Origin of the sequence: Kribbella sp. C-35, assembly GCF_046549195.1 — a bacterium.
Classification (GTDB): domain Bacteria; phylum Actinomycetota; class Actinomycetes; order Propionibacteriales; family Kribbellaceae; genus Kribbella.
Genome location: NZ_JAJPWG010000005.1, coordinates 84692 through 111184 on the forward strand (window position 1 = coordinate 84692; position 26493 = coordinate 111184).

The 26493-nt window shown below is 66.1% G+C and carries 20 protein-coding genes; 10 read left to right on the plus strand and 10 right to left on the minus strand.

Annotated elements, in window-relative coordinates; translation table 11 throughout:
• Positions 1 to 17 precede the first annotated feature (17 nt).
• From ACLJOO_RS30845 to ACLJOO_RS30870, 6 genes are all read right to left on the minus strand, one after another.
• On the minus strand, positions 18 to 1166 hold the full coding sequence (locus ACLJOO_RS30845; RefSeq protein ID WP_410791030.1) for a phage tail sheath family protein: 1149 nt from the start codon (positions 1164 to 1166) through the stop codon (positions 18 to 20).
• A 25-nt stretch (positions 1167 to 1191) separates the two neighbouring features.
• Positions 1192 to 2016 (minus strand): Pvc16 family protein, encoded by an 825-nt coding sequence (locus ACLJOO_RS30850; protein ID WP_410791031.1) that lies wholly within the window; start codon positions 2014 to 2016, stop codon positions 1192 to 1194.
• Positions 2017 to 2075: 59 nt separating this feature from the next.
• Positions 2076 to 4220 (minus strand): ATP-binding protein, encoded by a 2145-nt coding sequence (locus ACLJOO_RS30855; protein ID WP_410791032.1) that lies wholly within the window; start codon positions 4218 to 4220, stop codon positions 2076 to 2078.
• An 89-nt stretch (positions 4221 to 4309) separates the two neighbouring features.
• On the minus strand, positions 4310 to 4435 hold the full coding sequence (locus ACLJOO_RS30860; RefSeq protein WP_410791033.1) for a hypothetical protein: 126 nt from the start codon (positions 4433 to 4435) through the stop codon (positions 4310 to 4312).
• A gap of 102 nt (positions 4436 to 4537) precedes the next feature.
• A complete protein-coding gene (locus ACLJOO_RS30865) occupies positions 4538 to 5242 on the minus strand; it encodes an AfsR/SARP family transcriptional regulator (protein ID WP_410791034.1) in 705 nt (234 codons plus the stop codon).
• A gap of 134 nt (positions 5243 to 5376) precedes the next feature.
• Complete coding sequence (locus ACLJOO_RS30870) at positions 5377 to 5733, minus strand: hypothetical protein (protein ID WP_410791036.1); 357 nt, start codon at positions 5731 to 5733, stop codon at positions 5377 to 5379.
• A 250-nt stretch (positions 5734 to 5983) separates the two neighbouring features.
• Here ACLJOO_RS30870 and ACLJOO_RS30875 point away from each other — a divergent pair, with 250 nt between their 5' ends.
• Together ACLJOO_RS30875 and ACLJOO_RS30880 are read left to right on the plus strand one after the other, a co-directional pair.
• Positions 5984 to 6868 carry a DUF4231 domain-containing protein gene (locus tag ACLJOO_RS30875; protein ID WP_410791037.1) on the plus strand — a complete coding sequence of 295 codons (885 nt, stop codon included), beginning with the start codon at positions 5984 to 5986 and terminating at the stop codon, positions 6866 to 6868.
• Between the two features lie 258 nt (positions 6869 to 7126).
• Positions 7127 to 8026, plus strand: a complete 900-nt coding sequence (locus ACLJOO_RS30880) for a hypothetical protein (protein ID WP_410791038.1) — start codon at positions 7127 to 7129, stop codon at positions 8024 to 8026.
• A gap of 346 nt (positions 8027 to 8372) precedes the next feature.
• On the opposite strand, the gene ACLJOO_RS30885 is transcribed toward ACLJOO_RS30880, so the two are convergent.
• Positions 8373 to 8561 (minus strand): hypothetical protein, encoded by a 189-nt coding sequence (locus tag ACLJOO_RS30885; protein WP_410791039.1) that lies wholly within the window; start codon positions 8559 to 8561, stop codon positions 8373 to 8375.
• Positions 8562 to 8601: 40 nt separating this feature from the next.
• On the opposite strand from ACLJOO_RS30885, the gene ACLJOO_RS30890 reads away from it, so the two are divergent.
• Positions 8602 to 9162 carry a hypothetical protein gene (locus ACLJOO_RS30890; protein WP_410791040.1) on the plus strand — a complete coding sequence of 187 codons (561 nt, stop codon included), beginning with the start codon at positions 8602 to 8604 and terminating at the stop codon, positions 9160 to 9162.
• A 13-nt stretch (positions 9163 to 9175) separates the two neighbouring features.
• The gene (locus ACLJOO_RS30895; protein WP_410791041.1) at positions 9176 to 13075 is read left to right on the plus strand and encodes a TIR domain-containing protein; all 3900 of its coding nucleotides are present in this window, start codon (positions 9176 to 9178) and stop codon (positions 13073 to 13075) included.
• A gap of 529 nt (positions 13076 to 13604) precedes the next feature.
• On the opposite strand, the gene ACLJOO_RS30900 is transcribed toward ACLJOO_RS30895, so the two are convergent.
• Positions 13605 to 15215 (minus strand): phospholipase D-like domain-containing protein, encoded by a 1611-nt coding sequence (locus ACLJOO_RS30900; protein ID WP_410791042.1) that lies wholly within the window; start codon positions 15213 to 15215, stop codon positions 13605 to 13607.
• A 100-nt stretch (positions 15216 to 15315) separates the two neighbouring features.
• On the minus strand, positions 15316 to 16095 hold the full coding sequence (locus tag ACLJOO_RS30905) for a hypothetical protein (RefSeq protein ID WP_410791043.1): 780 nt from the start codon (positions 16093 to 16095) through the stop codon (positions 15316 to 15318).
• A gap of 34 nt (positions 16096 to 16129) precedes the next feature.
• Here ACLJOO_RS30905 and ACLJOO_RS30910 point away from each other — a divergent pair, with 34 nt between their 5' ends.
• The 4 genes from ACLJOO_RS30910 (at position 16130) to ACLJOO_RS30925 (ending at position 20804) form a co-directional block, all read left to right on the plus strand.
• Positions 16130 to 16534, plus strand: coding sequence for a hypothetical protein (locus tag ACLJOO_RS30910; RefSeq protein WP_410791044.1), 405 nt, complete (start codon positions 16130 to 16132; stop codon positions 16532 to 16534).
• Positions 16535 to 16706: 172 nt separating this feature from the next.
• Complete coding sequence (locus ACLJOO_RS30915) at positions 16707 to 17447, plus strand: hypothetical protein (protein ID WP_410791045.1); 741 nt, start codon at positions 16707 to 16709, stop codon at positions 17445 to 17447.
• A 13-nt stretch (positions 17448 to 17460) separates the two neighbouring features.
• Positions 17461 to 19149, plus strand: a complete 1689-nt coding sequence (locus ACLJOO_RS30920; protein WP_410791047.1) for a S8 family peptidase — start codon at positions 17461 to 17463, stop codon at positions 19147 to 19149.
• Between the two features lie 206 nt (positions 19150 to 19355).
• On the plus strand, positions 19356 to 20804 hold the full coding sequence (locus ACLJOO_RS30925) for a M6 family metalloprotease domain-containing protein (RefSeq protein ID WP_410791049.1): 1449 nt from the start codon (positions 19356 to 19358) through the stop codon (positions 20802 to 20804).
• Between the two features lie 844 nt (positions 20805 to 21648).
• Here the strand turns inward: ACLJOO_RS30925 and ACLJOO_RS30930 are convergent.
• Entirely contained in the window at positions 21649 to 21822 is a 174-nt protein-coding gene (locus ACLJOO_RS30930) for a hypothetical protein (RefSeq protein WP_410791050.1), read from the minus strand.
• Between the two features lie 218 nt (positions 21823 to 22040).
• Here ACLJOO_RS30930 and ACLJOO_RS30935 point away from each other — a divergent pair, with 218 nt between their 5' ends.
• A complete protein-coding gene (locus ACLJOO_RS30935; protein ID WP_410791051.1) occupies positions 22041 to 22370 on the plus strand; it encodes a CU044_2847 family protein in 330 nt (109 codons plus the stop codon).
• Positions 22352 to 26473: a trypsin-like peptidase domain-containing protein gene (locus ACLJOO_RS30940; RefSeq protein ID WP_410791053.1), complete on the plus strand. Its 4122-nt coding sequence runs from the start codon at positions 22352 to 22354 to the stop codon at positions 26471 to 26473. Before ACLJOO_RS30935 ends, ACLJOO_RS30940 begins: the two co-directional genes overlap by 19 nt.
• Positions 26474 to 26493 lie beyond the last annotated feature (20 nt).

The following is a 26493-nucleotide window of genomic DNA, read 5'->3' on the forward strand; positions in this document are numbered from 1 at the left end:
CGTACGTCTGCTCGCAGCTAGCTTTCGGTGGTCCGGGAGCCGTCGTCCCACAGCCCGATCCGGACGACGACGAACTCCGCCGGCCGGGTCGGCGCCACCCCGATCTCGATGACCACCTGTCCGGCGGCCCGCACCGCCGCGGGGTTGAGCTCCTCGTCGATCCGCACGTAGAAGGCTTCCTTCGCCGTCCGGCCGAACAGCGCGCCGGACTGCCACACCCGGGTCAGGAACTCCGTCACGGTCAGATCGAGGCTCTTCCACAGACCGGTGGTGTTGGGTTCGAACACTGCCCAACGCAATCCGTCCAGCAGAGACGCCTCCAGGAAGGCAACCAGCCGCCGCACGTTCACGTACCGCCAGGCCGTCCCGTCAGTGAGGGTGCGCGCGCCCCACAGCAATGGAGGCCGGCCGGGGAACACCCTGACGGCGTTGATGTTCGCGTGGTTCAGCGACCCCTGTTCGGTGTCGTTCAACAGGTACGAGACGTCCCGGGCGCCTCGGACCACCTGGTTCGCCGGCGCCTTGTGCACACCGACGGTGGCGTCGCAGCGAGCCATGATCCCCGCCACGTGGCCCGACGGCGGCACGAGAGCTGTCGCCGACGGCGTCGGCGCCGGATCGTCGACGACGATCCACGGCCAGTACAGACCGCCCCAGCCACCCTTGGAGAGCAACGCACCGCGCTGGGTTTGCAACGGCCCGTCAGGCTTGAGTGGGGCAGTGTCGTTGGCGCCGTCGAGGATCGCGAATCGGTTGGCCATCGCCTCGCAGTGCGTAAGGATCGAGCCCTGGATGCCGGAGTCGACTGCGCCCGGTGCGCACACAAGGCTCGCATCCCGCACCCTGGTCAGGCTGTCGAGCGCCGCCGTCATCCCGCCGGAGTCCTTGATGTCCTTTACCGGGACGATGTAGGCCGTCGTACCGCCGTTGTCGAAGAACCCGCGGACGGCGTATGGCAGCGGCTGCCCGGTCTTGAATCCACCGAACTGGTCGACGTACTCGGTCCAGCTGGTGATCGGCACGGGTATACCGAGGTTCGCGGTCGGCACGCTGCCGACCACTGTGCCGATGAGTGCGGCGGTACTTGTCCCGACACCCGTGATCGGCCCGGCAGCCGTTTGCTCCTCGATGTAGACGCCTGGCGCCTTGGTCTCGTAGTCGACCATGCTTTCTCTCCTCGGCGATGCCGGGTCAGGGCCCGGTCAGGATGACGTCGTGTACCTGCGCGTCGGCCGCGTAGTCGACGTGCCGTGTGGTGTCGGCGTTCCCGGTCGTTTGAACTGTGAGGGTGTAGGCGCCGAAAGGGACGTCGGTGAAACTGAAGCCACCCAGCGCATCGACACCGGTGCTGAGGCCGGCCTCCATCAACTGGACGGTGGCGGCCGGAACTGCGTCGAGCGCACTGGTCAGCACTCGCCCGCGCAGCACAGGGTCGCCGACCAGTCCGCCGCGCAGCTGCACGGCAGTGACCTGCGGGTCGGTGCGACTCTCGGGGAACGGGACCGTTGCCAGCGTCACGGTCAGGGATAACGCAGGCCGCGGGGCGATTCCCAGAGCCGTCCAGAACTCACCGATGGACTGTCCCTCACGCCGCTGGGCAACATTGATCGTCACGGGGTACGGCTGAGGCGGGGACTGCAGAAGCCCTTGCAGATGTCCCGCGTCCAGCACCGGGAACCTGCAGAGCCACTGCAGTGTCAGGCCGAGAATCTGGTGCTCCTCGGCGGACTGCAGACCACCGGTCTTCGTGGACCAGGCTGTGATGAGGTAGGTGCAATCGACCCGGACAGCAGGCCTTCGAGTCAGATACCCCTGGGCAACGCGTTCCGTCACTGGTGTGTCGTCACGCAGCGCGCGGTTCTCCTCCACCTCATGCAGGAAGAGATTGAGCGTCGCCTGGGACGGAGCGAAGCTCTTGTCCGGTACCGCGAAGCTCACGTCCGCGCTGCGTACCGGCGCCGGTGCCGCCGGGTCGTCCAGCGTCGCGGCCAGGCTGGCGTCGAGATCGTCGAACATCTCCCCCTCCCTCAGCTCGTGCATCCTCGACCGATCGTGTGCGCGTCGATGTGTCTCGGTCAGGGGGAGGGATCGGTTGCTACCTTGCCCATCTTCTCGTGCTCGCGCCGGGTTGCCGCGAACAGTTGGTCCATGCCGATCGGCGTACCCTCAGCGGCCGCGAGGAACGCGGCGGCGAGCACGATGTTCTTGATGTTGCCGCCGCACAGCCTGTGCCGCGCCAGCAGATCGACGTCCACGTCCGCCGCCAGCGGTGCCTCCGGTGGCAGGCATGCCTGCCAGATGCGACGGCGCTCGGGGACGTCTGGGAACGGGAACTCCACGACCACCTGCAACCGCCGGACGAAGGCATCGTCCAAGTGGTGCCGCACGTTCGTCGCGAGTACGGCGAGCCCGTCGTAGCGCTCCATCCGCTGCAGCAGAAAGGCGATCTCCAGGTTGGCGTAGCGGTCGTGCGAGTCTCGTATCTCCGAGCGCTTGCCGAACAGCGCGTCCGCCTCGTCGAAGAACAGGATGGCGTCGGTGTCGGCAGCGGCGATGAACACCCGCTCGAGATTCTTCTCCGTCTCCCCGATGTACTTGCTCACCACGCTGGACAGATCGATCGTGAAGAGGTCGAGGCCGAGCTCGGCGGCGATCACCTCGGCGGCCAGGGTCTTGCCGGTCCCAGGAGGTCCGGCGAACAAGGCGGCGTTGCCCTTACCGGTGGACAACTTCGCGTTGAAGCCCCATGTCTCCATGACCTCGTCGCGGTACTCGACCCTGGCAGCCAACTCGCGCAACTGCCCGAGGGCGTGGTCAGGCAGGACGAGGTCGGACCAGGCACGGGTTGGCACGATCCGCCTGGCGAGCGCTTCCAGGGCCCGACCGCCTGCTCGCCGTCCGGCGGCGTACAGATCCGGCGCGCGAAGCCAGGGCTCGTCGCCGGCAGCGCGAGGTTCGTCGCCGCACGCTCGCAGGACAGCGCCGGTCGCGGCGGAAAGGGCGGCGTCCTCAATCTGCCCGGCCGACAGACGGAAGCGCTGTGCGACCGCGGCCACGTCGCGGTCATCTGCACGTACTCCGGCAGCACGCAAGGCGTCATCCCAGAGGCGCCGGCGGCGAGCTGCCCCGGGCAGCCGGAACGGCACGTCGAGCACCCCGAGCGGAGCGTCCGCCGCTGTCGGTACCCAGTGGTCCCTCGTCGCCAACACGACCGCCCCCTGGAAGTCCGCGAGGGCGGCAGCCAGCTGTGCAGTCCCTGCCTGGGGCATGTCGACGTTCTCGAGATACGCTAGCGAGCCGCGCATCGCGGCCTCGCGGAACACCAGCCGAAGCCGCTCAGGCACCTCGGCGGATTCGCCGACCAGCCCCAGTAGGTCGACCACGAGCAGCGGAATCCCGAGGCGCGCCGCGACAAGTTTCGCTGTCCGCTGGCGGCCGCTGCCCGGCGGCCCGCTGAAGGACAGCCGCAGTGGGCGACGGTTCAGCGCCCCAGCCACCAGAGCGGCGAGGGGTGTGACCAGCTCTTCGGCATCCGACGGGTCCAGATCAGGCATCGCCGGCACCGTGCGGCAGAACGACGCCAGTCGCGGGTCGAGGCCGTCCTGTCCGATCAAGGCCGACACGATCTGCGGGTCCACGGCGATCCGGTGCGCGATCAGCGGGCCGTCCGCAGACCGCTCGTCGGTTCTGATCCCGAGCAGCCCGTTGGCGATCAGCGGTGCCTCGGGACCGAACCGTCCGAGTGCGGCGATCCGCTGCTGCGGCGACACCGTCAGCAGATCGAGCGCGAGATTGACGGTCGGACGGCGCGCCGACACGTCGTCCTGGAGGTAGCCGTACAAACGCTCGTACCGCAGATCGACGTCCGGCCCCAGGGCGATCAACACGACGTCGAGCTCGAGGTCAGTCAGTCCATAGGTGTCCCGAAGCCAGCTCCAACGAGGGCTGTCAGTGGCCACCTCGCGCCAGGACGGCAGGTCGGCGCCGAGGTCGGCCATCCCGGCGATCGGCTCCCCCGGTGGACGGGCCAGGGACAGCTCCACCTGCTCAGCCGTGAGATACAGGCCACGATAGTCGTCGGCGGCGGCACCCGGTCCGTACCGTTGACGCGCCGCGGTCACAGCACAGGAGAGCAGGAGGTCGAGGCGACGGAAGGCCAGGAAGCCGGGAAGAGGAGTCGGCGTCTGTGAGACAGCTGACGTCGCGTCGGCGTCGAGCATGCCGTCTCCCCTTTCACCGGAGTGTCGAAGGACCCAGTCCCCGAACGCGGTGCACTAAATGCTGGATCCCGAGCCAACCCCACGCCCCGTCACCCGCGCGTCACCGGCCCGAGCACCTCGTCCAGCCAAGCCTCGACCAGTTCGACTACTCCGTCGCGGCTGGTGACGGTCTGCGTCTTCACCGGCTCCTGGCGCAGGCGTGTCGAGGTGGTCACGCGCATCCGGACCCTGCCCCCAGCCTCCGTCCATAGGCGGACCACGACGAGATCACCCGGATGCCTCTCTGTATCCACAGCACCCATTCACCGTCCCGGCCGTCACGTCGGCGTCAACACGCTGCTGCGATCGGGCAGCAGCCTGGCCAACCGCGGCGACGGTTCCAGGCCCAGCTCGCGTCGGAGCAGCGTGCGAAACATCCCGTACTGCCGTATTGCGTCCGACGCATTGCCCTCGGCGAGATAGACAGACATCAGGACCGCGTTCGCGGTCTCACGCAGTGGCTCGGTCCGAACCGCCTCCAACGCGAGGCGTAATGCCAGATCAAGTCGTTGCTTCTCGATGAACCGCTGCGCTGCGACCTCGAGCGCGTGCAACCGCAACTGATTCAGGCGCTCCCGTTCGACGACGACCCAGTCGTCGTACCAGCCGCAGAGAAGCTCAGGCTGACAGAGGATCCCGACATCTGAGTCGGCGGCCTGTTGCGAGTCGAGCACCAGGCTGACGACTCGTTCCAGCGCGGCGCTGTCCACCCAGACGGTGGCCGACAGGTGCATCGCGTTGCCGTCCGCCTCGAGCAGACCAGGCGCCGAACGTTTCGTCCGCCAAACGGCCGTACGCAAGCTGGCCAACGCCTGCTGTTCAGGCACCTCAGGCCACAAGGAACCCGCAATCAAGCACCGGTGCGACGGCCCGCGCAGCCCCAGGAACGCAATCAACCGCTGCATGCCGACCGGCGTCTCGACCGGCCTCCCCTGCCGCTCGCACGAGAAGCGGCCGAGCAGCAACAGCCGTGACCCATCCATAGTGCGCCCCCTGCCCCCAAAGCGTCCAAGACGCCCTGCTCCACTCTGGCACGCCCACACATGCTCCCGCCATGCCGGATGCTTTGCATGCAGCAATTCCCGGCGGGAAGCTTCAAACGTTTGACGGAACTTGATCAATCACGCTGGACGCCAGGCGGCCAGGAGATCAGCACCTCGCGGCCCACAGTGCGCGCATAAGCGACGGCGTCGCCCGTGCCTCCCTGTCCACGAGCGGGCCGGCCGTCCCAGACCGCGAACAGAATGTCGCAGTGATCGACGATGAAGCGACCCGCCGCGTTGTACGCCTCGTCGGTCGACTGCAGGAAGTCGAGCACTGTCACTTCATCGGCTTGCGACAGCAGGTCCAGGTACCGCTCCTGATCCCGCGGCGCGAACGTCGCCTCGAAGTCCGCAGCCGGGATGATCGCATGCAACACGCCTCCGAGCTCCAGGGTCAGCTCGGCGAACAGTTGATCAGCGCCAATTGCCAAGCTGCTCAGCCCAAGGGCGGGGGCAGGCAAGCTACCAAGCAACTGCCGGAGATCCCGCCGCGCCTGCGTCACTGCAGTCGCAGGAAGTCCCCGATGGCCAGACACTCCGACTTTCGTCACAGGTTTCCTTTCGAAGCCATCTGGCGACAACTGGTGTCTGGTGGTGTCATGAAACTGCGCTGACCTCGCCGTCGGGTCAAGACCCGCCGTTCAACCCGTTGGTCGGTCGTGGCATCACGGGGAGGATCCCTTGACGGTACCTAAGAGCAGCTCCGCAGGGACGATCACCGACGACGACCTGCCGGGACTTCACGACGCCGGGGACAAGGCCTCCTTGGAAGGACAGCGCTACTTCGTCGTCGCCAGCGGCATCAAGCTCGGCTTGGCGGCTAGTGCGGCTGTCGTCAGTGCGTTCTCCGGGCCGCGCGGTCTCGCCATCGCAGTCGCCGGCCTCTTCCTCGGTGTACTCTGCGCGGAAGCGTGGCTCTGGGCGAGGAAACCCGAACGGCGGTGGTACGACGGTCGCGCGTTCGCGGAATCGGCGAAGACGATGGCGTGGCGCTTCGCAGTCGGAGCGGCGCCGTACCTCAAGACCGATGCCACTGCCGAGGACCGCTACCTTGCCGACCTCCATCGCCTGCTGGACGACGGCCCCAAGACCGACATCTATCCGTCGAACAAACCACCGATCAGTAATGCGATGGAACACGTCCGGGGACTTGATCTGCACGACCGTCGAAGTGTGTACCTGCGCGACCGTATCGACGTGCAACTGAACTGGTACCGCACTAAGGCCCTGCTCAGCCGCAAGCGATCGACTCAATGGCGTACGGCCCTGATCGCGGCCGAAGGCCTCGGTGTGTTCTTCGCGTTCGGACGCGCGAGCGACCTGATCCCGATCGATGCCGGTGGCATCATCGCGGCCTTCGTCGGCGCCGGCGCGGCCTGGCTCGGCATCCGGCAGCACGAGAACCTGCAACGCGCGTACACCTACGCCAGTCAGGAGCTGTCCATCGCCCGCGCCGCGCTCGAACGGTGCACGAGCGATACCGAGTGGCCCCAACTCGTCGCCGACACCGAAGAAGCCATCAGCCGCGAACACACCATGTGGCGAGCCTCCCGCTCCTCCAGCTAGCCCCGCGATTCTCAGCGGTTCACGAGACGTAGGCCGACGGGCGCAGCCCTTCTTCGGTCCCACAGCGGGATCGAACGGTCCCGGCCCCCGGTCGCCAACCAGTCCTGACCGTCACCGTGCCTCACGCGAGCCGGAATTTCGCACCCCGATTCTCAAATCAAGCGGATGTTTGCGGCGCGAAAACCCAATGGAGTTCCTGTGTACGAATTGGTATACTTATTGTTATCCGGAGGGGAGCCGGCCGTGGGGGAATTAAGATTGTATAGAACGCTTTCGACGGCGCTCGCGGGCGCATTGCTGCTGTCGGCCTGCGGCGCCGAAGGGGGCGCCCAGGACGACGCCGCACCGAGCCCACCGTCGGCGTCGAGCGCGATACCCGGTACGACGACACCGACGACAACTCCGAGTACGACGGGCCCGCAGAGCACTACGCCGCCGACCTCGACGATCCAACTCCCGTCGACCCCGGTCACGTCCAGACCCACGCGCACCGGATCCTCTCCGGCAACCGATGGTGGCGGTCACACCCGGACACCCAGCACGAAGGTGGTCCCGGTTATCACCTTCCCGAACAAGAGCATCACCTTCCGGCGGCGGGGTGTCACTCTCGGCGCCCGGATCACCCCCAAGGGCCCGATCCAGTACGACATTGTCCACGGCGTGGCCGGAACCGAGAACGACGAGCAGTGCCACATCGTCGGGGGCCTGCTGAAACTCTGGAGGCCGAACCTAACCCCGGCCGAACGGGACAAGATCTCGCCCTCCCTGCCAACCACCTGTCTGGTCAAGGCGTCCTCACCACAGTCTGACGCCGTGAAGCCGCAGCAGGCTTCGATCCACATCGGGTACCCGATCTTCGACGTCCATGTGGACCCCGTCGACCCGGTGGACTGGTCCGAACACAAGACTGTCACCGTGCGGGTCCACGAATATTCCGGAGCCGCGTACTACCTGACGTTGTCTCTCTCCGACGAGTGCAGTTCGCCCGCGCCGGACGGCCCGATGGCTCCCGGCGCCCTGCACCTGGACATCCCGGTGACCCTGGCGAACCCAGGCAACACCTCCTACACCTGCAACATGACGGCGTTCGCCGGACCACAGGACATCTCCGGCGGGGGCCGCGAGTCGGCCAAGTTCACGATCACCGTCAATCCCTGACAAACCCCATCAATTGTGCGTTGTTGTTCCGTCGATTCATCGGATGCGCAGATGACTGCAGCTCATTCCATTGCCGCCCGCGCCAGGAGATGGGTTTCTAATTCGGAGGGGAGCCTGCCATGGGGGGATTGCCGAAAGCGCATCGCACGGCGTTTGCCTTGGTGATCGTCCTGTTGCTGCCTAGCTGCGGGACCGAACGGCCGCCCCAGGACAACGCGGCACCTACCCCGCCGCGGACGTCGACGGCGGGTACGACGACGCCCCGCGTGACCGTGCCACAGAATTCCCAGCCACCTACGTCACCGGCCGGTTCAAGAACCTCGGCGACAGGCAGCGGCGCGACCAGCTACTCCCTTGATGCAGGAGCCTCGACCGCTGCAAGCAGTGATCCGAGCACCGGAGACCCCACCGGATCCACCGGCTCGGTGAAGACCAGTGGCTCGACCAAGTCGGGTAGCTCGACCACGACGAGCCGGAGACCCACGACCGGTACGACGACCACCACGACCACGGATCGCCCGGTCGTACCGGTCATCTCGTTCGCCGACAAAACGATCGAGTTCAGACGTCATCCGATGGAGATCGGAGCCACGATCACGCCGAAAGGCCCGATCCAGTACTCGGTCGTTCGCGGTGGTCCGGGGAGCCTTGCTGACGGACAGTGTTTCATCGCCGACGGCCGCCTCAGGGTGGTCAACCCGAACGTTCCGGGCGACGCCGCACCACCAGCCCTCTACGCCGCCTGTCTCATCCAGGCTTCCGGTGGGCGTCCGGCTGCGACACCGAAGCGGGCGTTGATCAAGGTGTGGTACCCAACGTTCGACGTCCACCTGGACCCCGTTCCCAAGATCTCCTGGTCGACGACCAACCAGGTCACGGTGCACGTCCGAGAGCTTTCAGGTGCCGCTTACACCGTCTACGTCAACGAACAGGGCAATGAGGCCAACAGATGTAGCGGTGGCCAGGCCCCTGTTAGCGGCTACTCGGCCCCCGACACCCGGAGCTACAACGTCACGGTCACGCTGGCGAAGCCTGACCCGCCGGGATACACCTGCTCCATGTTCGCCCGGGCCGGACCGGTGAACATCGCCGGCAGCAGCAAGGACGTCCCATTCACGATCACCGTCATTCCTTGAGCAGTGGTCAGCGATGTCGGGGCTATTCCTCAGTTACGCGCACGTCGACCGGGTACCGGCGAAGCAGTTGCAGAAGTCTCTGCAGCGCGCCGGATACCAGGTGTTCCTGGACACTGATCCAGACGGCGGAATCCCGGCCGGGACGCTCTGGGCGGACGAGTTGCACCGCAACATCGAGCGGTCCGACATCGTCGTTTTCCTGGCGTCGGTAGCGTCGCTCGCCTCGCCGTGGTGCCACACAGAGCTGTCCGTCGCGGTGGCCCGGCGAAAGCACGTCGTACAGGTGTCGCGGTCCGAAGTGGGCGTCCACCCCGTGCTGGCCGCGCGGCAGGTGCTGCCGGCCGCACGGTCGGTGTCGGACATCGTGCCGCACCTGCTGGACGATCTCGAGAAGGCCGGCTTCGGGCCGTCCGACAGAGGGGCCTGGGATCCCAACCGGTCTCCCTACCCCGGCCTGTTCCGGCTGACCGCCGAGTACGCGCCGGTGTTCTTCGGACGCGAGGACGAGATCGACGACCTCATGCATCGCGTGTTCGGCCCGAAACCCGCACCGATCCTGGTGGTGGGTGCCTCTGGAAGCGGAAAGTCCTCGCTGCTGCGCGCCGGCGTGCTGGCGCGGCTCGAGCGACGCAAGAAGATCATCGTGCTCCCGCCGATCGAACCGGGGCAGAATCCGCTGGGTCGTTTCGCCTTCGCGCTGGCCGCACGGGATCCGGCGCTGGACCCTGACCGAATCAGTACTGCGCCGCGCGGGATCGCGGACGCGGTGGATCGCCTGACCGTGCACGGCGACCGGGTGGTTGCGTTCATCGATCAAGCCGAGGACCTGTTGACGGTTGACGACCCGCAGCGAACCACCGATCTGCTGGATCAGCTCAAGGACGTCGACCGGGATCGGCTCACCCTCCTGGTGGCACTGCGCAGTGCCTCGATGGATGCCTGGGGCAAGGATCAGCGCTTCTCCGCGATCAGCTCGTCCAAGCCCATCTGGGTCCGGCCACTGGACCGCGACGGTCTGCGCGACGTCATCCTTGGCCCGGCCAAGGAAGCCGGCATCACGTTCGAGCCGCGCCAGCTGGTGGAAGCGATTCTCGACGACACCGGTGACGGCAGAGCTCTGCCGCTGCTCGCCGCTCTGCTCGAGGAACTGGCCGAAGGCCACTCCAGGGTGCACCCGGCAACAATCGACAAAGCGCGCTACGAGTTGGTAGGTCCGGTCGAGCGCGTCATCGAGCGCCGCGCCGGGCTCGCGGCGGCACAGGCGCGGTCCGAACTTGGCATGACCGACGAGCAAGTCATCCAGGCCTTCTTGCGACTGGCCGAACTGGACGACCGCGGCAACGTGGTCCGCACGGAGCAGGAAGTCGCCTCGCTCTCCCCAACCCTGCGCCGCCTGTTCGAGGTGTTCGAGCGCCATCGCCTGGTGATCCGCGATCTGCGCACACCGGCGCCCGACGAGAAGCGGTACGTCGAGCCGGTCGAAATCATCACGGCCGTCCACGAGGTCGTGTTTACGGCTTGGCCCGCACTGGCGAACGCAGTCGACGAGCAACGCGGCGACCTGGTGCTCCGCAGCCGGCTGCGTCGGGAGGCCGAGCACTGGGCGAGCGCCGGCGGCGGTGTGGTCAGCCTGACCGGAGCGCGTTTGGAGCGGGCCAACGAGTGGCGCAAGCGCCATCCGGACGACGTATCACCGGAGCTTGGTCAGTACCTCAACGCGGCGACCCATCAGCGACGCAGAAGGCGTACTTTGACCGTCGCCACCCCGATACTCGCCGCAGTGGCAGCCGTCGTGACAGTCTTCGCGGTCCTCCTGTTCCGACAGGTCGGTGTGGCGAACGAGGCTCGGCGTACGACGGATGCTCTGCGCCTCGTCGGTGAGTCCGAGTCAGCGCAACGCATGCGACCGGACCTCTCACTGCTGCTCGCGCTCGAGGCGGCCGCCCGCGGCGGCGATCCGCGAGCGGTGAACGCGCCGTTCGTGGCCCTGACCCGGGGAGCGGGTCCGCGGCGCTACCAGCAGATACCCGCGCGACTCGCGGAAGGCGCGTTCAGCGCCGCCGGGGCGCGGGCAGTCGTGAGGGACACCGAGGGGAACTCGATCGACTGGGATGCCGCTGCCGGTCAGCAGGTCCTGAAAGACAACGCCTCGGTGAACACCGTGACAATCTCGGCCGATGGCTCGACGGTCGCAGTGGCAGATGTTGAGGCGGTGCGCATCAGATCCTTCGGATCGGACGCGTGGCGGTGCCGAATCCCCGGAGGGGCCAGTGATGTCCGGCTCACGCCGAATGGCCGGACCTGGGCCGCGCTGTCGGCCGACCAGGCCGGTTCACCGTCGACAGCCGTTCGCCTCGGCACGACGAGCGGCGGCTGCGTCGTGACGCGGCAACTGCGCCTCAGCGGTACGGTCGCCGATGCGGCGATCGACAACGGGCGGCTCGCCGTACTGCTGAACGATGGCGACGTTGCGCAACTGCAGATCATCAGTCTCGGGGGGCAACGTGGCGTACGGACGATTTCCGTGGCACAGGATGCGTCACGCGTGACGTCCGTCGCGCTCGCCCAGGACGAGGTCGCGACCTTGGACACGCTGGGGATTCTGCGAGTGTCGCGGCTGACGGAAGAGGCGCCACAGTGGCAGACCCGTGCGTTCAGCGACGAGGAGGCCGGCGTCGCTCTCGCACCCCTGCCCCAGTCACCACGGGCCGACCGCTCCAGCTCGTTGCGGTGGCTCGCGGCCGGCGCGAACGGAAGTCTGGCCGTCCTCACAACCGGCGACGACAGACCCGGCGCAGAACTCGCCAGCCTGCCAGCGCTCGGCGACCCCGCCGACCCGGCGGCACTCGCCCTGGGCACCGGTATCGGTACCGCGAACGTCGTCGATGAAACCGGCCGCATCACATCCTGGTCATTCCACACCGAAACCGCGTTCGACCCGCCCGCTCTGGCCGACCGGCGCATCGACAACGTCGCAGCGCTGAGCGACGGCGGGCTGGTCGTCACCGGACCGGACGGCGCCTGGACCCTGAACGGGCAGAACCAGGTCACGCAACTCGCAGCCACCGCGAGCGACGGGATCCTCGTCGCCCGAGACCAGACCTGGGCACTGGCATCACCCACGGGTCAGATCTTCCTCGGTCCTGAGCTGAAGGTACTAGGTTCGGTCCGGACCACACCGGTCGCGATCGCCTTCGTAGATTCCCTCACGACCGATCCGCAGGTTGTCGTTGTCGAGCGGGACGGTCGGACGACCGTGTTCGGGAACGGGCAACCACTCACGCTGCTGACCGGCGCGCGACTCGGCTCGACCGTCGTCGCCGGAACCGCCGGTGGAGAACGTCTCTACCTGGCCCTGGCGAACGGTCGGCTGGCTGTCGTCGACACCACGGCTCTCAGCGGCACGGCCGTTGGCGATTCGGAGAACGTTCGGACCTATCCGGCGCATGGCGACGGACCCACCAGCGCCGTCGCGATCAGCCCCGACGGCAAGCTCCTCGCCACCGGAGGCGACGACCGACGCGTCGTACTGTGGGATCTCCACGACGGCGTACCGCAGGCGCGACCGGCTCTGATAGGTCACGACGAGAAGGTCGTCGCGCTGACTTTCAACCCGGACGCCGGCGAACTCGCGTCATCCGCGGAAGACGGAGTTGTCATACGGTGGAACCTCGCACGCGGCGAGCAGACCGGGCAGCCTGTACACCTGCCGTCCATTCCCGCCCTCGCCTACACGCGGGACGGGGGGCCCGCACTGATCGTCACCTCAACGGGCGTCAGTCGCTGGCCCCTCTCCCCCGACCGATGGCGGGACACCACCTGCCACCTCCTGGGCGGGCGAACCTTCTCGGACACCGAACGCCGGCAGATCCTGGGCGACACCGATCCGATGGTCACCTGCCCGTCCCGCTGAGCGGCAAGCCGGACTCTGCTTCCCAAGCGATCAGCGGAAATATTAGTTGAGATTCGTGGGTGAGGTGTCACCCCCGCCGGGCCACGCATTGGCGACCGGTACACCTGGGCTGATGAGAGTTCCGCTGCTGGGAACCTCGCCTCTGGACCAAAGCTCGAGTCTGTCGCCGATCCTGGTGTCGACGGCTTCGGCGTTGCCGCCCGCCTCTGTCAGTCGCTTGCTCACCTCAGACTTCGCTCGCGAATCGCGGGTGCCGGACACTCGGCATTTGTCCGGCATCAGGTCTAGTAGGAACAGACCGAGATCAGCCGCGAGCTTGCGAGGTTGCACATTTCGTTCGTGCGTGGCGGCCTCGTCAGACGTGTAGATGACCCATGTGTAGGTGAAACCTCCGCTGGTCCACCATTCCTTACTGTGGGCGTGCCTCCGAAGAAGCGGAGGTAGGCCATTGCTGTCGGTGTGAGGGGAAACGAACCAGCCGACCAACGAGAACTCCATAGCTCGCTAAGGCATTGCCCCACCTCCGCCATCACCGGAAGAGCAAGCGTTGTCGATAGCTGGGGGTTGTCTGGTCGAAGTACCTGGTGGTCCAGCCGTCGTCCGGGCTCAGGTACCCCGAGCCGTCTGCATCCGTGTCGTTAAGGATCTGTGTGAGATAGCGGACGTAGAAGTGATTGAAGATCCGCATGAACTCGCCGAGGTAGATATCCGCCACCCGGGAGTCTCCTTGGATGACCAGCATGTTCTCATCGTTCTCGTTGACCGAAGGATCGCTGAAGTTGGCGGATCCCGCGATGACGAGCGGAGCGTTGCCGAGCGGGTCGATCAGCATGAACTTGTTGTGGGTGTACCGCACTCGCGAGTTCAGACCGGTGAGCTGTTCCTTGACCCAACGGTCCAACTTGTCCGTTCGCAAGAACGAGCCGACAGCGACCTTCAAGTTGTGGTCCGTTGTGAACTGCACCTCATCGGAGCGTGGCGGTCGTTCGAGGATCAGGTAGCGCATCACGTCGGACGGGGGCTTGATCACGTCGGCGATCGTGTCGTCGACACCGAAGGCAGCGGTCATGAAGAAGGACTTCTTTGCCGCGGCTGCCTCAGCGGCGTACCAATGCATCAGATCCAGGCTGGTCCGTGGACTGAACAGTGGCGCGATCCCGGCCGGCGGCGGGGTGGTGGGAGTCGGAGTTGCCGTCGTGTTCGCCGGACGGATCACGGCGTACGACGGGTCGGCAGCCAGCCGTTCCCAGTACTCGAGATACAAGGTCGCAGTGTCCGGATCGCGCACCAGGTGACCGACGTTCGACTGACCGAACAGACCACCCCAGCTGATGTTCGCCGATCCGGTCCACACTTGCTCCGGAACGCCGTTGCGCAGCAGGACGAAGAACTTGTTGTGCGCTATGGCGCTGTTGGTTCGTCGCGGAATCATGAAGGGCTCCAGCCCGGCTGCCTTGATTGCCGGTTCGCTCTCCTGCCAGACCTTCTCGCGTTCCGGATCGTCGCTCGGTTTGCCGCGCCGGTCATACACGATCTGAAGGTCGACACCGCGGGCAGCCGCCGCTGCGAGCGCATCCAGCACCCGAGGGTAAGTGAACTCGTACACCGCGCCGCGCAGTGAGAACTCGGCTCCGGTCGCTGATTCGATGAACGACAGCAGAGCTTCCTCGAGTCCTCTCGACAGCCAGTCGTACGCCGGATCCGAGCGATCGTCTTCGCGAGGCGCCCGCCCGAACCTCCGTGCATAGGCCTGGCTGCCGGCGACACCACGATTGAAGAAGACAGCGTGGGTCCCCTGATCGACGGACTCCGTGGTCACGGCCACGGTCACGTCCTGGCGGATCTCGAGGTTCTTCGGCGCGCCGTATAACGCGACGACCCTGTACTCGTACTCACGCCCCGGCTTTGCGGTGTAGTCACCCCAGAGGAACGACTGCACCGGATGCTCGCGCAGGCTGACAGAACTCCCCGGCGGAACGCCCGCCGACGTCTCCTTGAACGTCTTCATACCCCGCAGCCAGTACCGCTCATTCTCCGTTGGATCCCACCGCTCGACCGCGAAGCCGAGAAGACCCTTTGTCCGCGCCTTCGGTAGATCCAGCCCCAGCAGTACGACGTACGTTCCCGCGATCGCATGCACCCGCAAAGATCCCGCTTTGCCACCCCTACTCCGCATGACTCCCCCTTGACCACAATCTCCGACACGCTGCCCCTCACCTACCGGTGGCCGCGATCCCCGATCACATCGTTCCGTAGGTGCCCCCGGGCCCCAGGTCGCCGCCATCGATGGTGCTTCGGGCGGTGATATGCATGCCACGGAGCAGCCACACCCCCTGGCTGTACGGCGGTAGCCGGTGGAACACGACATGCAGCGTGACGGACTCGGTGACATTCACCCAGTTCCCGTCGAGTTGCTGCCGGTCGATCAGCTCGGTGCTGAATGTGCGCTCCGAACCTTTCCCCAACCGGTCCGCAGGCGCCTTGTCGAGCTCGGTCAACAGGTGTGTCGAGGCCACGTACTGACCCAAGGCACTCGTGGGATCCTCAACGAGGCAACCCAGCCACCGCGGATCGTCGTTGCCCTGGTTCGCCAGATACCACCGCCACACGATGTAGGCGCTGATGGTGACGTTCTTCTCCGTCGCCGGACTCAGGTTGTAATACTTGAGCTCCCGACACGCCGCAGCGCGACTCTCCAGGGTGTTGGCTGGTGTCGCCTCGCCCGGCTCAGGCGCAGACGTAGCCGCCGATGCCGAGGTCGGCGGCCCGACCACCACGGTTTGCGTGACCGTCGGCGGAGCAGCCGCCTGATCCTGTCCCCCGCACGACGCCAAGCACGCCACCGTCAAAAACCCCGCGGCTGCGCCGCGCACAATTCGGGCGCGACTGTATCTCCCCATGGCAAGCCCCCCTCGCCGCTCAATTCCCCCAGATATGAGCATGATCCACACCCGACCATCTGGGAAGCTCAAAGCACCGACATCAACGTGCAAGCCCGCCTGAAGCGCCTCGAGGTCCACGAGCCGTCGTGTAACGACGCCGGCCGGCCGGTCGATGACCGAAGAGGATGAGTCGTGGCGATGGTGCGCGGTGCCGATGGCGTGGCGTTGGCGCAATGCCGATGGGGGAACGATGAATGTGTACTGGCAGGACGAATCAGTTCAGCGTGGCCATGGGAGTCGCATCGGCTGGTTCTTGAGTTCAGCGTTCCGGCTGGCACGGTGGTTGCTTGTGCCTGCTGGTTTCGGCTCAAGACCGCAGGGATACCAGCTCGTGTACGTGGTGCGATCGGTGCTCGGCCTCGTCGTTCTGTTCCTTGTGACCCGGACATACCTGGGCATTCCCGAGGCGGAGGAACTGCCGGTTGCGGTCATCCTCGCGCCGGAAGCTCAGCTCGGATCGATCATTGTTCTGACTACTCTGGCGACAATGCCACTGCCGCGGACACGCAGGGGGTGACAATCACACTGACCTTTGCAATGTCTGCTTCCTCAAGAGGTCGCGAGGGCCTGCCGAGAGTTCAAACATTTGCAACCTTGACGGTGGTTGGGACTCGGAGGAGTGTGGAAATGAGGTGCGGCCGGTGGACCTGGGGGCGGGTCTGGCCGACGTATTCATCGGGGGGGTCCAGATGCGTCCAGACAAGGTTGAAATCAAGGTCACGCTGGCCGGCGAAGATGTCGAGGAGCCGATCGATCGCCTCGGGCTCACCGGCGGCGATCCGTGGACGGTGGTGTTCTGTGAGGACGTCACCGATGCCGCCGCGACGACGGCGTTGCTCGACATCGGCGTCGTACTGCGGGTACGCGGAAAGGGCTCGCCGACCGGGGACTCGACGATCAAGCTCCGGCCCAGCCGCTGGTCCCAGCTCGATCCGCTGTACTTCGAGAACACCGACCCCGACGAGGACCACCCCGAGGAACTGAAGATCGAGGCGGACTGGGCGGGCGACACCCGGACTCTGGCCGCGTCGATGAAACTGGAGTGGTCGGACGATCGACTCGCCACCGTGCCGGCCGGTGGATGGCTGGACCCCGAGCTGTTCAGCAAGCGGCAACTCGACTTCCTGAGCACTTGCAGTTCAGGGCGGGTCAACCTCGCGGCCGTCAGCATGCTGCCGCCGATCAAGGCGACCCGGTTCGAGGAGTTCACCATCGACGGCGTGCCGTCAGGGGCGCGGGCCGAACGCTGGCAGGTCGACGCCGGGCTCGACTTCCTCGAGCTCTCGATCGTCGCCAAGCCGAACAAGGCCGTCGCCGCTCAGGCCGCACTGACTGCGTTCGTGCAGCAGATGCAGTTGCCGATCGACAACAGCGGGGTCAGCAAGACCCGGCAGGCACTCGATCACCTCATCGCCAAATCCACGAGCTGACCCGGACGCGCAGATGAGCGAGAACGAGCAAGATCCAGGTCCGGTCCTCCAGGCCTTCACCATCAAGACGACCAACCGCGCCGCGCAGCAGAAGGTGGATCGCGCGATCAGCGACGTACTCGGCGACGGCTGGCACGCCACCAACTACGGAGACCGCAAGAACCAGTTCGAAGTGATCGCCGAAGAAGGTGCACTGAGCCCACGGGATGCGTGGGACCGGACGTATCAACTCCGCGCGCACAAAGGCATCGCGAGCGCCGAGCCGCTGTTCAAGGCCTGGGTCACCGACCGCCCGGAGTGGGGCCTCGACGGAGACGAGCAGGCGGCCGCCGCCTTCGGTCTACCGAACTTCGGCTGTGGCAGTGGCAAGGACTTCGCCAAAGCCAAAGCACACGAATGGAGCATCGAACTGGCCAACGTCCCGCTGGCCTGGCAGAACCACTTCGCCGGCGCGTCGCCGGGCGAAGGAGTTGTCATCGGCCACCCGGACACCGGCTACCGACGCCACCCAGAGATCGCGGCCAACCTGCAGACCAATATCGGCCGCGACCTCGTCGACAACGACGACGACCCGCAAGACGAGCTGAAGAAGAACTTCCCCTGGCAGAACGGCGGGCACGGCACCGGTACTGCGAGTGTCATCGTCAGCCCCCGAGGTGCCGCCAGCGGGAGTCCGGGCGATGCGGTCAGCGGTACGGCGCCACACGCCAGACTGGTCCCGTTCCGGGTCTCCGACAGCGTCGTCGTCCTCGACACGCTCAACCTTGCCCGGGCCATCGAGCTGGCCACGGACCGAGGCGTCCACGTCATCTCCATCAGCATGGGCGGCCTCGCCAGCGATCGCCTGCATGACGCGGTGGTCTACGCGACCAGCCGAGGCGTCATCGTGCTCGCCGCCGCCGGCAACTGCGTGCGCTTCGTGGTGTTTCCGGCGGCGTACGACGAGGTCGTCGCGGTCGCCGCCTGCGATGCCGAGCGCGGCACGTGGAAGGGTTCGTCCCGAGGACGCGCGGTCGACATCACTGCACCCGGCGACCGGGTCTGGCACGCCGCCGCGAACGCCGACGATTCCCTCAACAACGTGAGCCAGGGCTCAGGTACGTCGTACGCCGTGGCCACCGTCGCTGGGATCGCGGCACTGTGGCTCGCCAAACATGGCCGGAACAAGATCATCAGCGCGTGCGGCGGCAAGGAGCGGATCGCGTCGACGTTCTCACAACTGCTGCGCGACACCGCGACCCCGGTCCCGGGCTGGCCGTCCGGGCAGTTCGGCGGCGGACTCGTAGACGCCAACGCCTTGCTGGACGCAGACCTGCCGAACGGTCGAACCGTACCGACCCTCGCACCGACCGCTACCCAGCACGTGCCGCTCGCACGCGGCGGCCTCACCACATTCGGCCACCTCTTCGAGGGCAGTGTCCGCAGTGCCCAACCGTCGCTCGCCGCTGCGGGCGACGGTGCGGCCAACCCCCTCGACGACGGGTTGGCGAAGCTCTTGGGCAGAACCGCCGACAAGGTGCCGGCCGACCTCGGCCAAGTCGGCCAGGAACTCGCCTTCTACCTGACGACCGAGCCCAGCCTCTACCGTCGCTTCGACGCCGCGGTCGCCGACGGGCAACACGATGCCGCCGTCGACGACGTCCGCAAACAGCTACTCAAGCAAGGGGTCTCGGAGGCCCTGGAGGTCAAGCTGTCGCGCTAGCTCGCCAGCAAGCGACGGACTTGCCGCGGCGATGGGCCGGCTGCAGCTCGCCGCGGACGACCATCTGGAGAGCAAGACCCAGAGGGTCCCGGATCACGTGATCGCCCAAGTCATCAATCTGATCAGCGCCTTCGCCAGGACGCACAGCCGTCCACAGTGTCGACCGCAGGTCATCCGCACAACCGGAAGCCGGAAGGAATCCCGAGATGCGCTATCTCCTCACTCCCCTGCCACGCCACGAGAGTATGGCGGCCGCGTGCCCCGTGCCGCTGTCACCACAAGCGCTCGCACAGCTCTACGCACGCTTCCTCGAACTGAAGCAGTCCCGGCGACTACCCGCGGATATGACCTTCGAGCAGTACTACTCGGTCTGGCGGTCTGGCCGTCGAGGAGAGAGCTTGGAAGGTTTGGACGACGGCTCACTGGACCAAGGACCCGCTACCGGCCGGCTGCTCATCGATCGCCCGGACCGGCAACTGCGCGGAGTGGTCAAGACGCTCGTGCTGCTCGCCGACTTTCCGGATCGCGAGCACGACCCCAATCGCGGGCCTGCGTACTACGACGCGATGCTGTTCACGGAAGGGACTTTCCCCACCGGCAGCATGCGGGACTTCTACCAGCGAGTCAGCGGATATGGACCGGGTGAAAACACCGGCATCGACGTGCAAGGCGAGATCCACGGCTGGTTCCGGATGCCCCACCCCCTCACCTATTACGTCGACGGCAACTCCGGCATGAACGACAACTTTCCACGCAATGCCCAGGGACTGGCCCGCGACGCAGTCGAGGCCGCCCTCGCGGAGGGCGTGGACTTCGCGCCGTTCGATGCTCTCGGCGAGCACGTAGTCACCGCTCTGTTCGTCGTACACGCCGGCAGTGGAGCAGAACAGACACTGTCGCGCGACGACCTCTGGAGCCTGAAATGGGTGATCCCAGGCGGAGTGCCAGTAGCAGACAACCTGACCGCACGCACCTTCCTGACGGTGCCGGAGGACTGCGCGATGGGCGTTTGCGCGCACGAGTGGGGCCATCTCGCAGCGCGGTGGGCGGACTACTACGACACCGGAGAACTGGACGCGACTCGTTCGAACGGTTTGGGCAACTACTGCTTGATGGCCGCGGGCTCGTGGGGAAACGGTGGACTCACCCCCGTGTTCCCGAACGGAATGCTACGCATGTTCCACGGCTGGGTAGCCCCGCAGCGGGTCAACAAGACGACCTCTGGCATCGACCTGAAGCCAGCGGCAGAAGGCGGCTCGATGCTCTTCATTCAGAACAAGAAGACGATGTCGCAGACGCAGTACATCGTCGTCGAGTACCGACGCAGGAAATCTCAAGATGCCTATCTGCCGGACGAGGGTATCGCGGTCTATGTGGTCGACGAGCACATCGAGAACGTCGATGACGAAGACGCCCTCGCCATCGAGCTACTCCAAGCTGACGGCCGTCGGGACCTGGCAACGATCTTCGGACGAGGCAACCGGGGCGACTCCGACGACCTGTACCCCAGCGCCGGGAACTTCAAGATCGGCAAGACCACTAATCCCCCTCTGGAACTGCCCGGCGGCAAATGGTCAGGCGTCACCATCACCGTCAAAGGCACTCCCGGCGCGGACACCATGCAGGTCGACATCAGAATGTCCACAACGAAATGACCAACATCCCGAGACTCGGAAAGGACTACACCTGGCCGCTGTTTCAGGTGATCGTCGCCAGTACAACCAACGGCCGTGGCCAGCCGGATCCTCTCGTAAACGACCTGCTTCTCACGAATGACTGATCCGGATGAACCCTCTCAGCGGCGCACGAATGGTGGCGTCGGTCTGGTCTGCGATGGGGGCGGGGCAGACCTTGCCGGTAGCGGCCGGTACCTGGCGTGCACTGGGCATGAGGATCGGCGTACCAGCCGGCGGGCCGGTCCCCGGTTGAGTCCGCTACCCCAGACAGGAGACCCGATGAGCAGTGTAGGCCTGGGTATGCATCGCATCGACGGTGATGACCGCGCCAGTCAGGTTCGTGAACGCCGACAGGAGATCCGGACCGCGGGAACCTCGTTCGACTTTCGCCGCGACCGCGACCTGCGAGGACGGCTCCGATGCCGTGCGCCAACGCTGCGACCAGGCGCGGCGCGTGCCTGTCCTTGTCCCGTGCGCCGCGGACGGTCTGCCGTCGATCGCGACCACCGACCGGCCCCATCACCTAGGCGCACCGGGTCCACAACCAAGCACCGAGGACGTTGTCGAGTTTACTCGCGTCGACCGCAGTGAACGCCCTGCGGAACCTGACTCCTCCGCCGCTCCCCGAGCGGCGCCTAGTGTTGCCTGGGCGTCGGCGTCGGCGCAGGCATCCGCAGCCCACTGCTCGATCGCCAACAGGCCGACCGGCGAGTGCCGACGACCACGCTCGTTGCGGGAGATCGGGGATCTGGGCAAACAGATCGAGCAGGTACTGGCTACCGGCAGCAGGAATGGACGACGATGCCATGGCGGGTTGCGGTCCTCATACGTCGATGGTAAGTGTGAGAACTTCCATCGAGCCGCTCGAGGCCCGCCCGCCGCCCACAGACACCCCGGGCCGCCTACCGGCCCCGCGGATCCCGAAGGCCACGAACTGCACTGCCTCAAACCCGAACCACCCAGCAACCACCTCGCTGCCAAACAGCTCAACGAGCAAGAGCCCTCCTTGCAACACCGCGCCACGTCTCCCACCTAGTGGCAACAGGGCCCACTGGACTTCGGCTTTTCACCTTCCGGCTCGTTCCGTTCATACCAGCAGATCAGGCTCCGCTGCCGTAAATCGATTTCCACGACCGCGCTCTTCCCAGACGGGGATCGGGGATCTCATGCTGAGATCAAGGGGCTGTCGGGATTTGGTCAGGCAGGGGTCGGGTCATGAAGGAACTGGTGGAGTTCGATGCCGCCGACGGTGGATCATTGGTGGTGGAGGTCGACGACGATGACGGCGCTGACTATGTTCGCGCCGCTAGTCCCGGCGAGCTGGTAGGCAGGGCCGTCGGCCAACTCGACGACGCATTGGGGGTCATCCAGACGACGGCACGCGCCGTGGTCCATCAGGTCGTGGCGCTGGATGAAAAGGTCCGGCCGGATGAGGCGATCGTCGACTTCGGTGTGACTCTGACCGGAAAGGTCGGCGGCGTCTTAGCCGCTGCTCAAGGCGAGGCCCACCTGAAGGTGACCTTGAAGTGGACGCGCAGTTCGTAGACAGCCCGCCGTGGCTGGCCCGGATTCCGCGACGCCCAGGCAGGGTCGCGGGTGGCGGGATGCTGGTGGACCACAACCATGTGGTCACCTGTGCGCACGTCGTTGAGGACGTGCTTGGCGCCGCACCCGGCAGTGGTCCGCCGGAGGGCGAGATACGTGTTGAGTTCCCGCTCTTGCCAGCGGTGCCGAGTTGCCAGGCTGTCGTGGTCGCCGAGGGCTGGCAGCCAGCTTCCGAGGACAGCGGCGACGTGGCGGTCCTGCGGCTGCTGACACCGATCGATGGGGACGAGGTGGTGCCGGCGCCGCTCCTGAAGCCGTACGCTGTGATCGGCCATGGGTTCTCCTGCCGTGGATTCGGTGGTGGGACGCCGACTGTGCGGGAAAGCCATGGCACGATGCGGGGCACGAGTGGCGCGTCGGGGCAATGGATGCAGCTCGACGCTGACACAGGCTCAGGGCTGCCAGTGGTACAGGGGTATTCGGGCTGCCCTGTCTGGGACACTACTGTCGGCGCGGTTATCGGGATCGCGGTTGCGCAGGACAAGCACGTCGCAGCAAAGGTCGCGCATCTGATTCCCGTCAAGCAGCTCAGTCGCGCGTGGCCGCCGCTCGGCGATCTGGTCGGCTGGCGGATGGATCTCGACGAGGCGCTGGACACGCATTGGTCGCCGAGGGCCCGCGGAATCGAAGGATCATCGGTACCCACCGATCCGTGGCTCTTTACAGGGCGCACGTGCGTGCTACGCGAGCTCACGACCTGGTTGAACTCCGCCGATCCCGTTGACGGCCGAGTCCGCGTGGTCACCGGCAGCCCCGGCGCAGGCAAGAGCGCTGTACTCGCTCATCTCGTGATCACGAGTCAACGATGGCTGCGGGATCAAGTCCCCTCCAGTCAGTTGGCCGCGGGCCTGGTACCGGATCTGGGCCGCGTCGACGTCGCCGTTCACGCCCGCGACAAGACCGTGGCCGCCGTGGTCGCCGAGATCGCACGGGCTGCTGGCGTCGATATGAGTACGGACGTGGACTTGAGCAGTCGGCTGCGTATCCGTCGTGAACCCTTCACCATGGTGGTCGACGCACTCGACGAGGCAATCGAGCCGAAGCAGCTCGCGCTCCTGCTGCGGTCGGTGGCGGCTGACCCGGACAAGATCGGATTGCGAGTGCTGGTTGGCACTCGCCACGGTTCCCACGGCCCCGAGGGGAACCTTCGTCGGCTCGGCAGGCCTAAGGTGATTAACCTCGACGAACCGCCCTATCTGGACGAGGCCGACCTGGCTGCGTATGCGGAGCGGTTGCTCGCCGAGTCGTACCACGCCGAACCGGACTCGCCGAACCGCAATGGTCCGGACCGGACCGAACTCGCCGCCGCGATCGCACGTCGCGCCGCAGGGAACTTCCTTGTCGCCCAGCTGACCTGCCAGGGGCTTCTGGCGCGAGACGAGCCCATCGACTTCGCAGATGGCTGGGAAGGCAGGTTTCCCGACGAGGTCGGAACGGCCTTCGACGAATACTTGGAGTACCGCTATCACGATCGTGAGCCCGAACTTCGGCGCCTGCTCACCGCGCTGGCCTTCGCCAAAGGCGATGGCATGCCGCAGGGGCAAATCTTGTGTAGCGCGATCGAGGCGCTGACCGGGGTCAGGTACCAACCGGCGGATCTCGAGTGGATGTTCGAGTCCGCGGCCAGTTATCTCACTGAGCGAGTCGGGCCGAACCAGATCGTGTGTTACCGGCTGTTCCATGACGCGCTCGACGCGCACCTCCGCACCCGCTGGCGTCAGGATCGCCGTGGCCTCGACGCCGACGGTCTCATTTTCGACGCACTCCGCCGGCTTGTCATCGCCCACGACACCTTGAGGCCGGACTGGGCCGGAAGCGATCCCTACCTGCACCGCAACCTCGCCTATCACGCTGCCGCCGCGGACCGCCTGGCCGAGCTCATCGAGCAGCCTTCATTCGTCGTCGATGCCGACCTGCCCCGGCTTCTGCCGCTCCTCGTTCCTGGCACCACGGCCGCTGAAAGCCCGATCGGGACGGTGCTCCGGCAAGTGGGCTCCCGCGCAGCTAGTCTCCCACCCGATCGCCGCGCCCGTCTGTTCGCTCTGACCGCTGCGCATCGGGGCTTTCGGGGTCTGCCACAAGAATTCTCGAGTGCCAGTTCGGCCGACTTCATGCCGCGCTGGGCGCATACCATCGGCCCCCCTCATCAAGAACTGACAGAACACGCAGGGCCGGTCGCGGCCGTGGCCCTCGGACGACTGGGCAAACGGCACCTACTCGTCTCGGCCGGCTACGACCGAACAGTGCGGGTGTGGGATGAGACCGGCCGACCGGTCGGTGAGCCACTGACCGGGCACACCAGCGAGGTGGTCGCCGTCACGATCGGACGCCTCGGCACGAGCGACGTCATCGTGTCGGCCGATGCCAGTGGCACGATGCAAATCTGGGACGATGCAGGGCTGCCGCTCGGCGAGCCGTTGACCGGCCATGCCGGCACGATAGCCGCGGTAGCTGTGGGATCGCTGGGTGATCGGGATGTCATCGTCTCGGCCGGCTACGACCGCACGATTCGAATCTGGGACGATGCAGGGCAGCCGATTGGCAAGCCACTCACCGGCCACAGCGATGTCGTCCACGCCGTGACGGTGGGGCGGCTTGGTGACGAAGAGGTCATCGTCTCAGCCGGCTACGACCGGACCGTGCGAATCTGGAATCACAAGGGACAGCCGCTCCGCCCGCCGCTGGTCGGTCATACCGATGTGGTCCTCGCCGTAGCGGTCGGACATCTCGGCGCCCTCGATGTCATCGTGTCCGCGGGTCGTGATCGGGTACGGGCCTGGGACGCGGACGGCACGACACTCGTTCGCCCGTTCTCTGGACACCGAGATGTAGTGACGGCGCTGGCGATCGGTCAAATGAACAACCGCGACGTCGTCGTTTCAGCCAGTCACGATCAGAGCCTCCGGCTCTGGGACGCGGGCGGCGAGCCGATCGGAGGTCCGCTGACAGGTCATTCAGGTAGCGTCACAGCGGTGGCGATCGGACGACTAGGTGGACGCGAGGTTCTCGCGTCTGGCGGTCACGATCATACAGTTCGGATCTGGGACGAACCCGGTCATCCGATCGGCACCCCACAGATCGGCCACAGCGATGTGGTGCGAGCCTTGGCTGTCGGGAGAGTAGGCCACAAGGACGCGATTGTCTCGGCAGGCTACGACCGCACGGTGCGGATCTGGGACAGGGATGGTCATCCGTTCGGTCGCCCGATGGCCGACCACACCGCGCTGGTCAACGCGATTGTGGTTGGGCGGCTGGCCAAGTGCGACACCATCGCGGCGGCGAATGACGACCGCACCGTGCACCTTTGGGAGCTCGGAACACACGTCGACATGGCCCTCACGGGCCACCTCGGCAGCGTCACGGCACTCGCGCTCGGGAAGCTCGGAAAGCGCGATGTCATCGTCTCGGTCGATGCTGCGGGCACCTTGCGAATCTGGGATCTCGAGAGGAGCAAACACAGCAAGGAAAAGGCCAGGGCTGCAGGCAAGCAGTTGCGACTTGTGGTCGCCCGACGTTCGGTCCTGTCCGCGGATCCCAGCCTTCGACTGACCGCCGTCGCTCTAGGCCGACTCGGTGGCCGCGATGTCATCATCTCGGCCGGCTACGACGGCGTCAACCGGACCGGGACGATGCGGATCTGGGACGAACGCGGACGTTCGCGCGGCGAGCTGCCGGCTGACCACAACGGCATCGTCACCGCCCTTGCGGTCGGCGAGCTGGAAGGACGCGATGTCCTCGTCTCCGCACATCAGGATCGGACTCTGCGAGTCTGGAGTCGGACAGGACAACCGATCGAACAGCTCGTCGGCCATACGGCTGATGTCACCGCGGTCGCCCTCGGACGATTCGGCGATCGGCACCTCATCGTCTCGGCCAGTGCGGACCAAACTCTACGGATATGGCGTCCGGGCGATGCCAATAGCGTCGCAGTCGTCGACCTTCTCGGGAACCCGAGTGGTGTCACGATCGCGGCCTCCGGAGAGTCGATCTACACGGCATCTGTCACAGCGATCTGCGCATTTAGCTGTCCACCGGCCTCCTAGACGGCTCCAACACTCGTTGA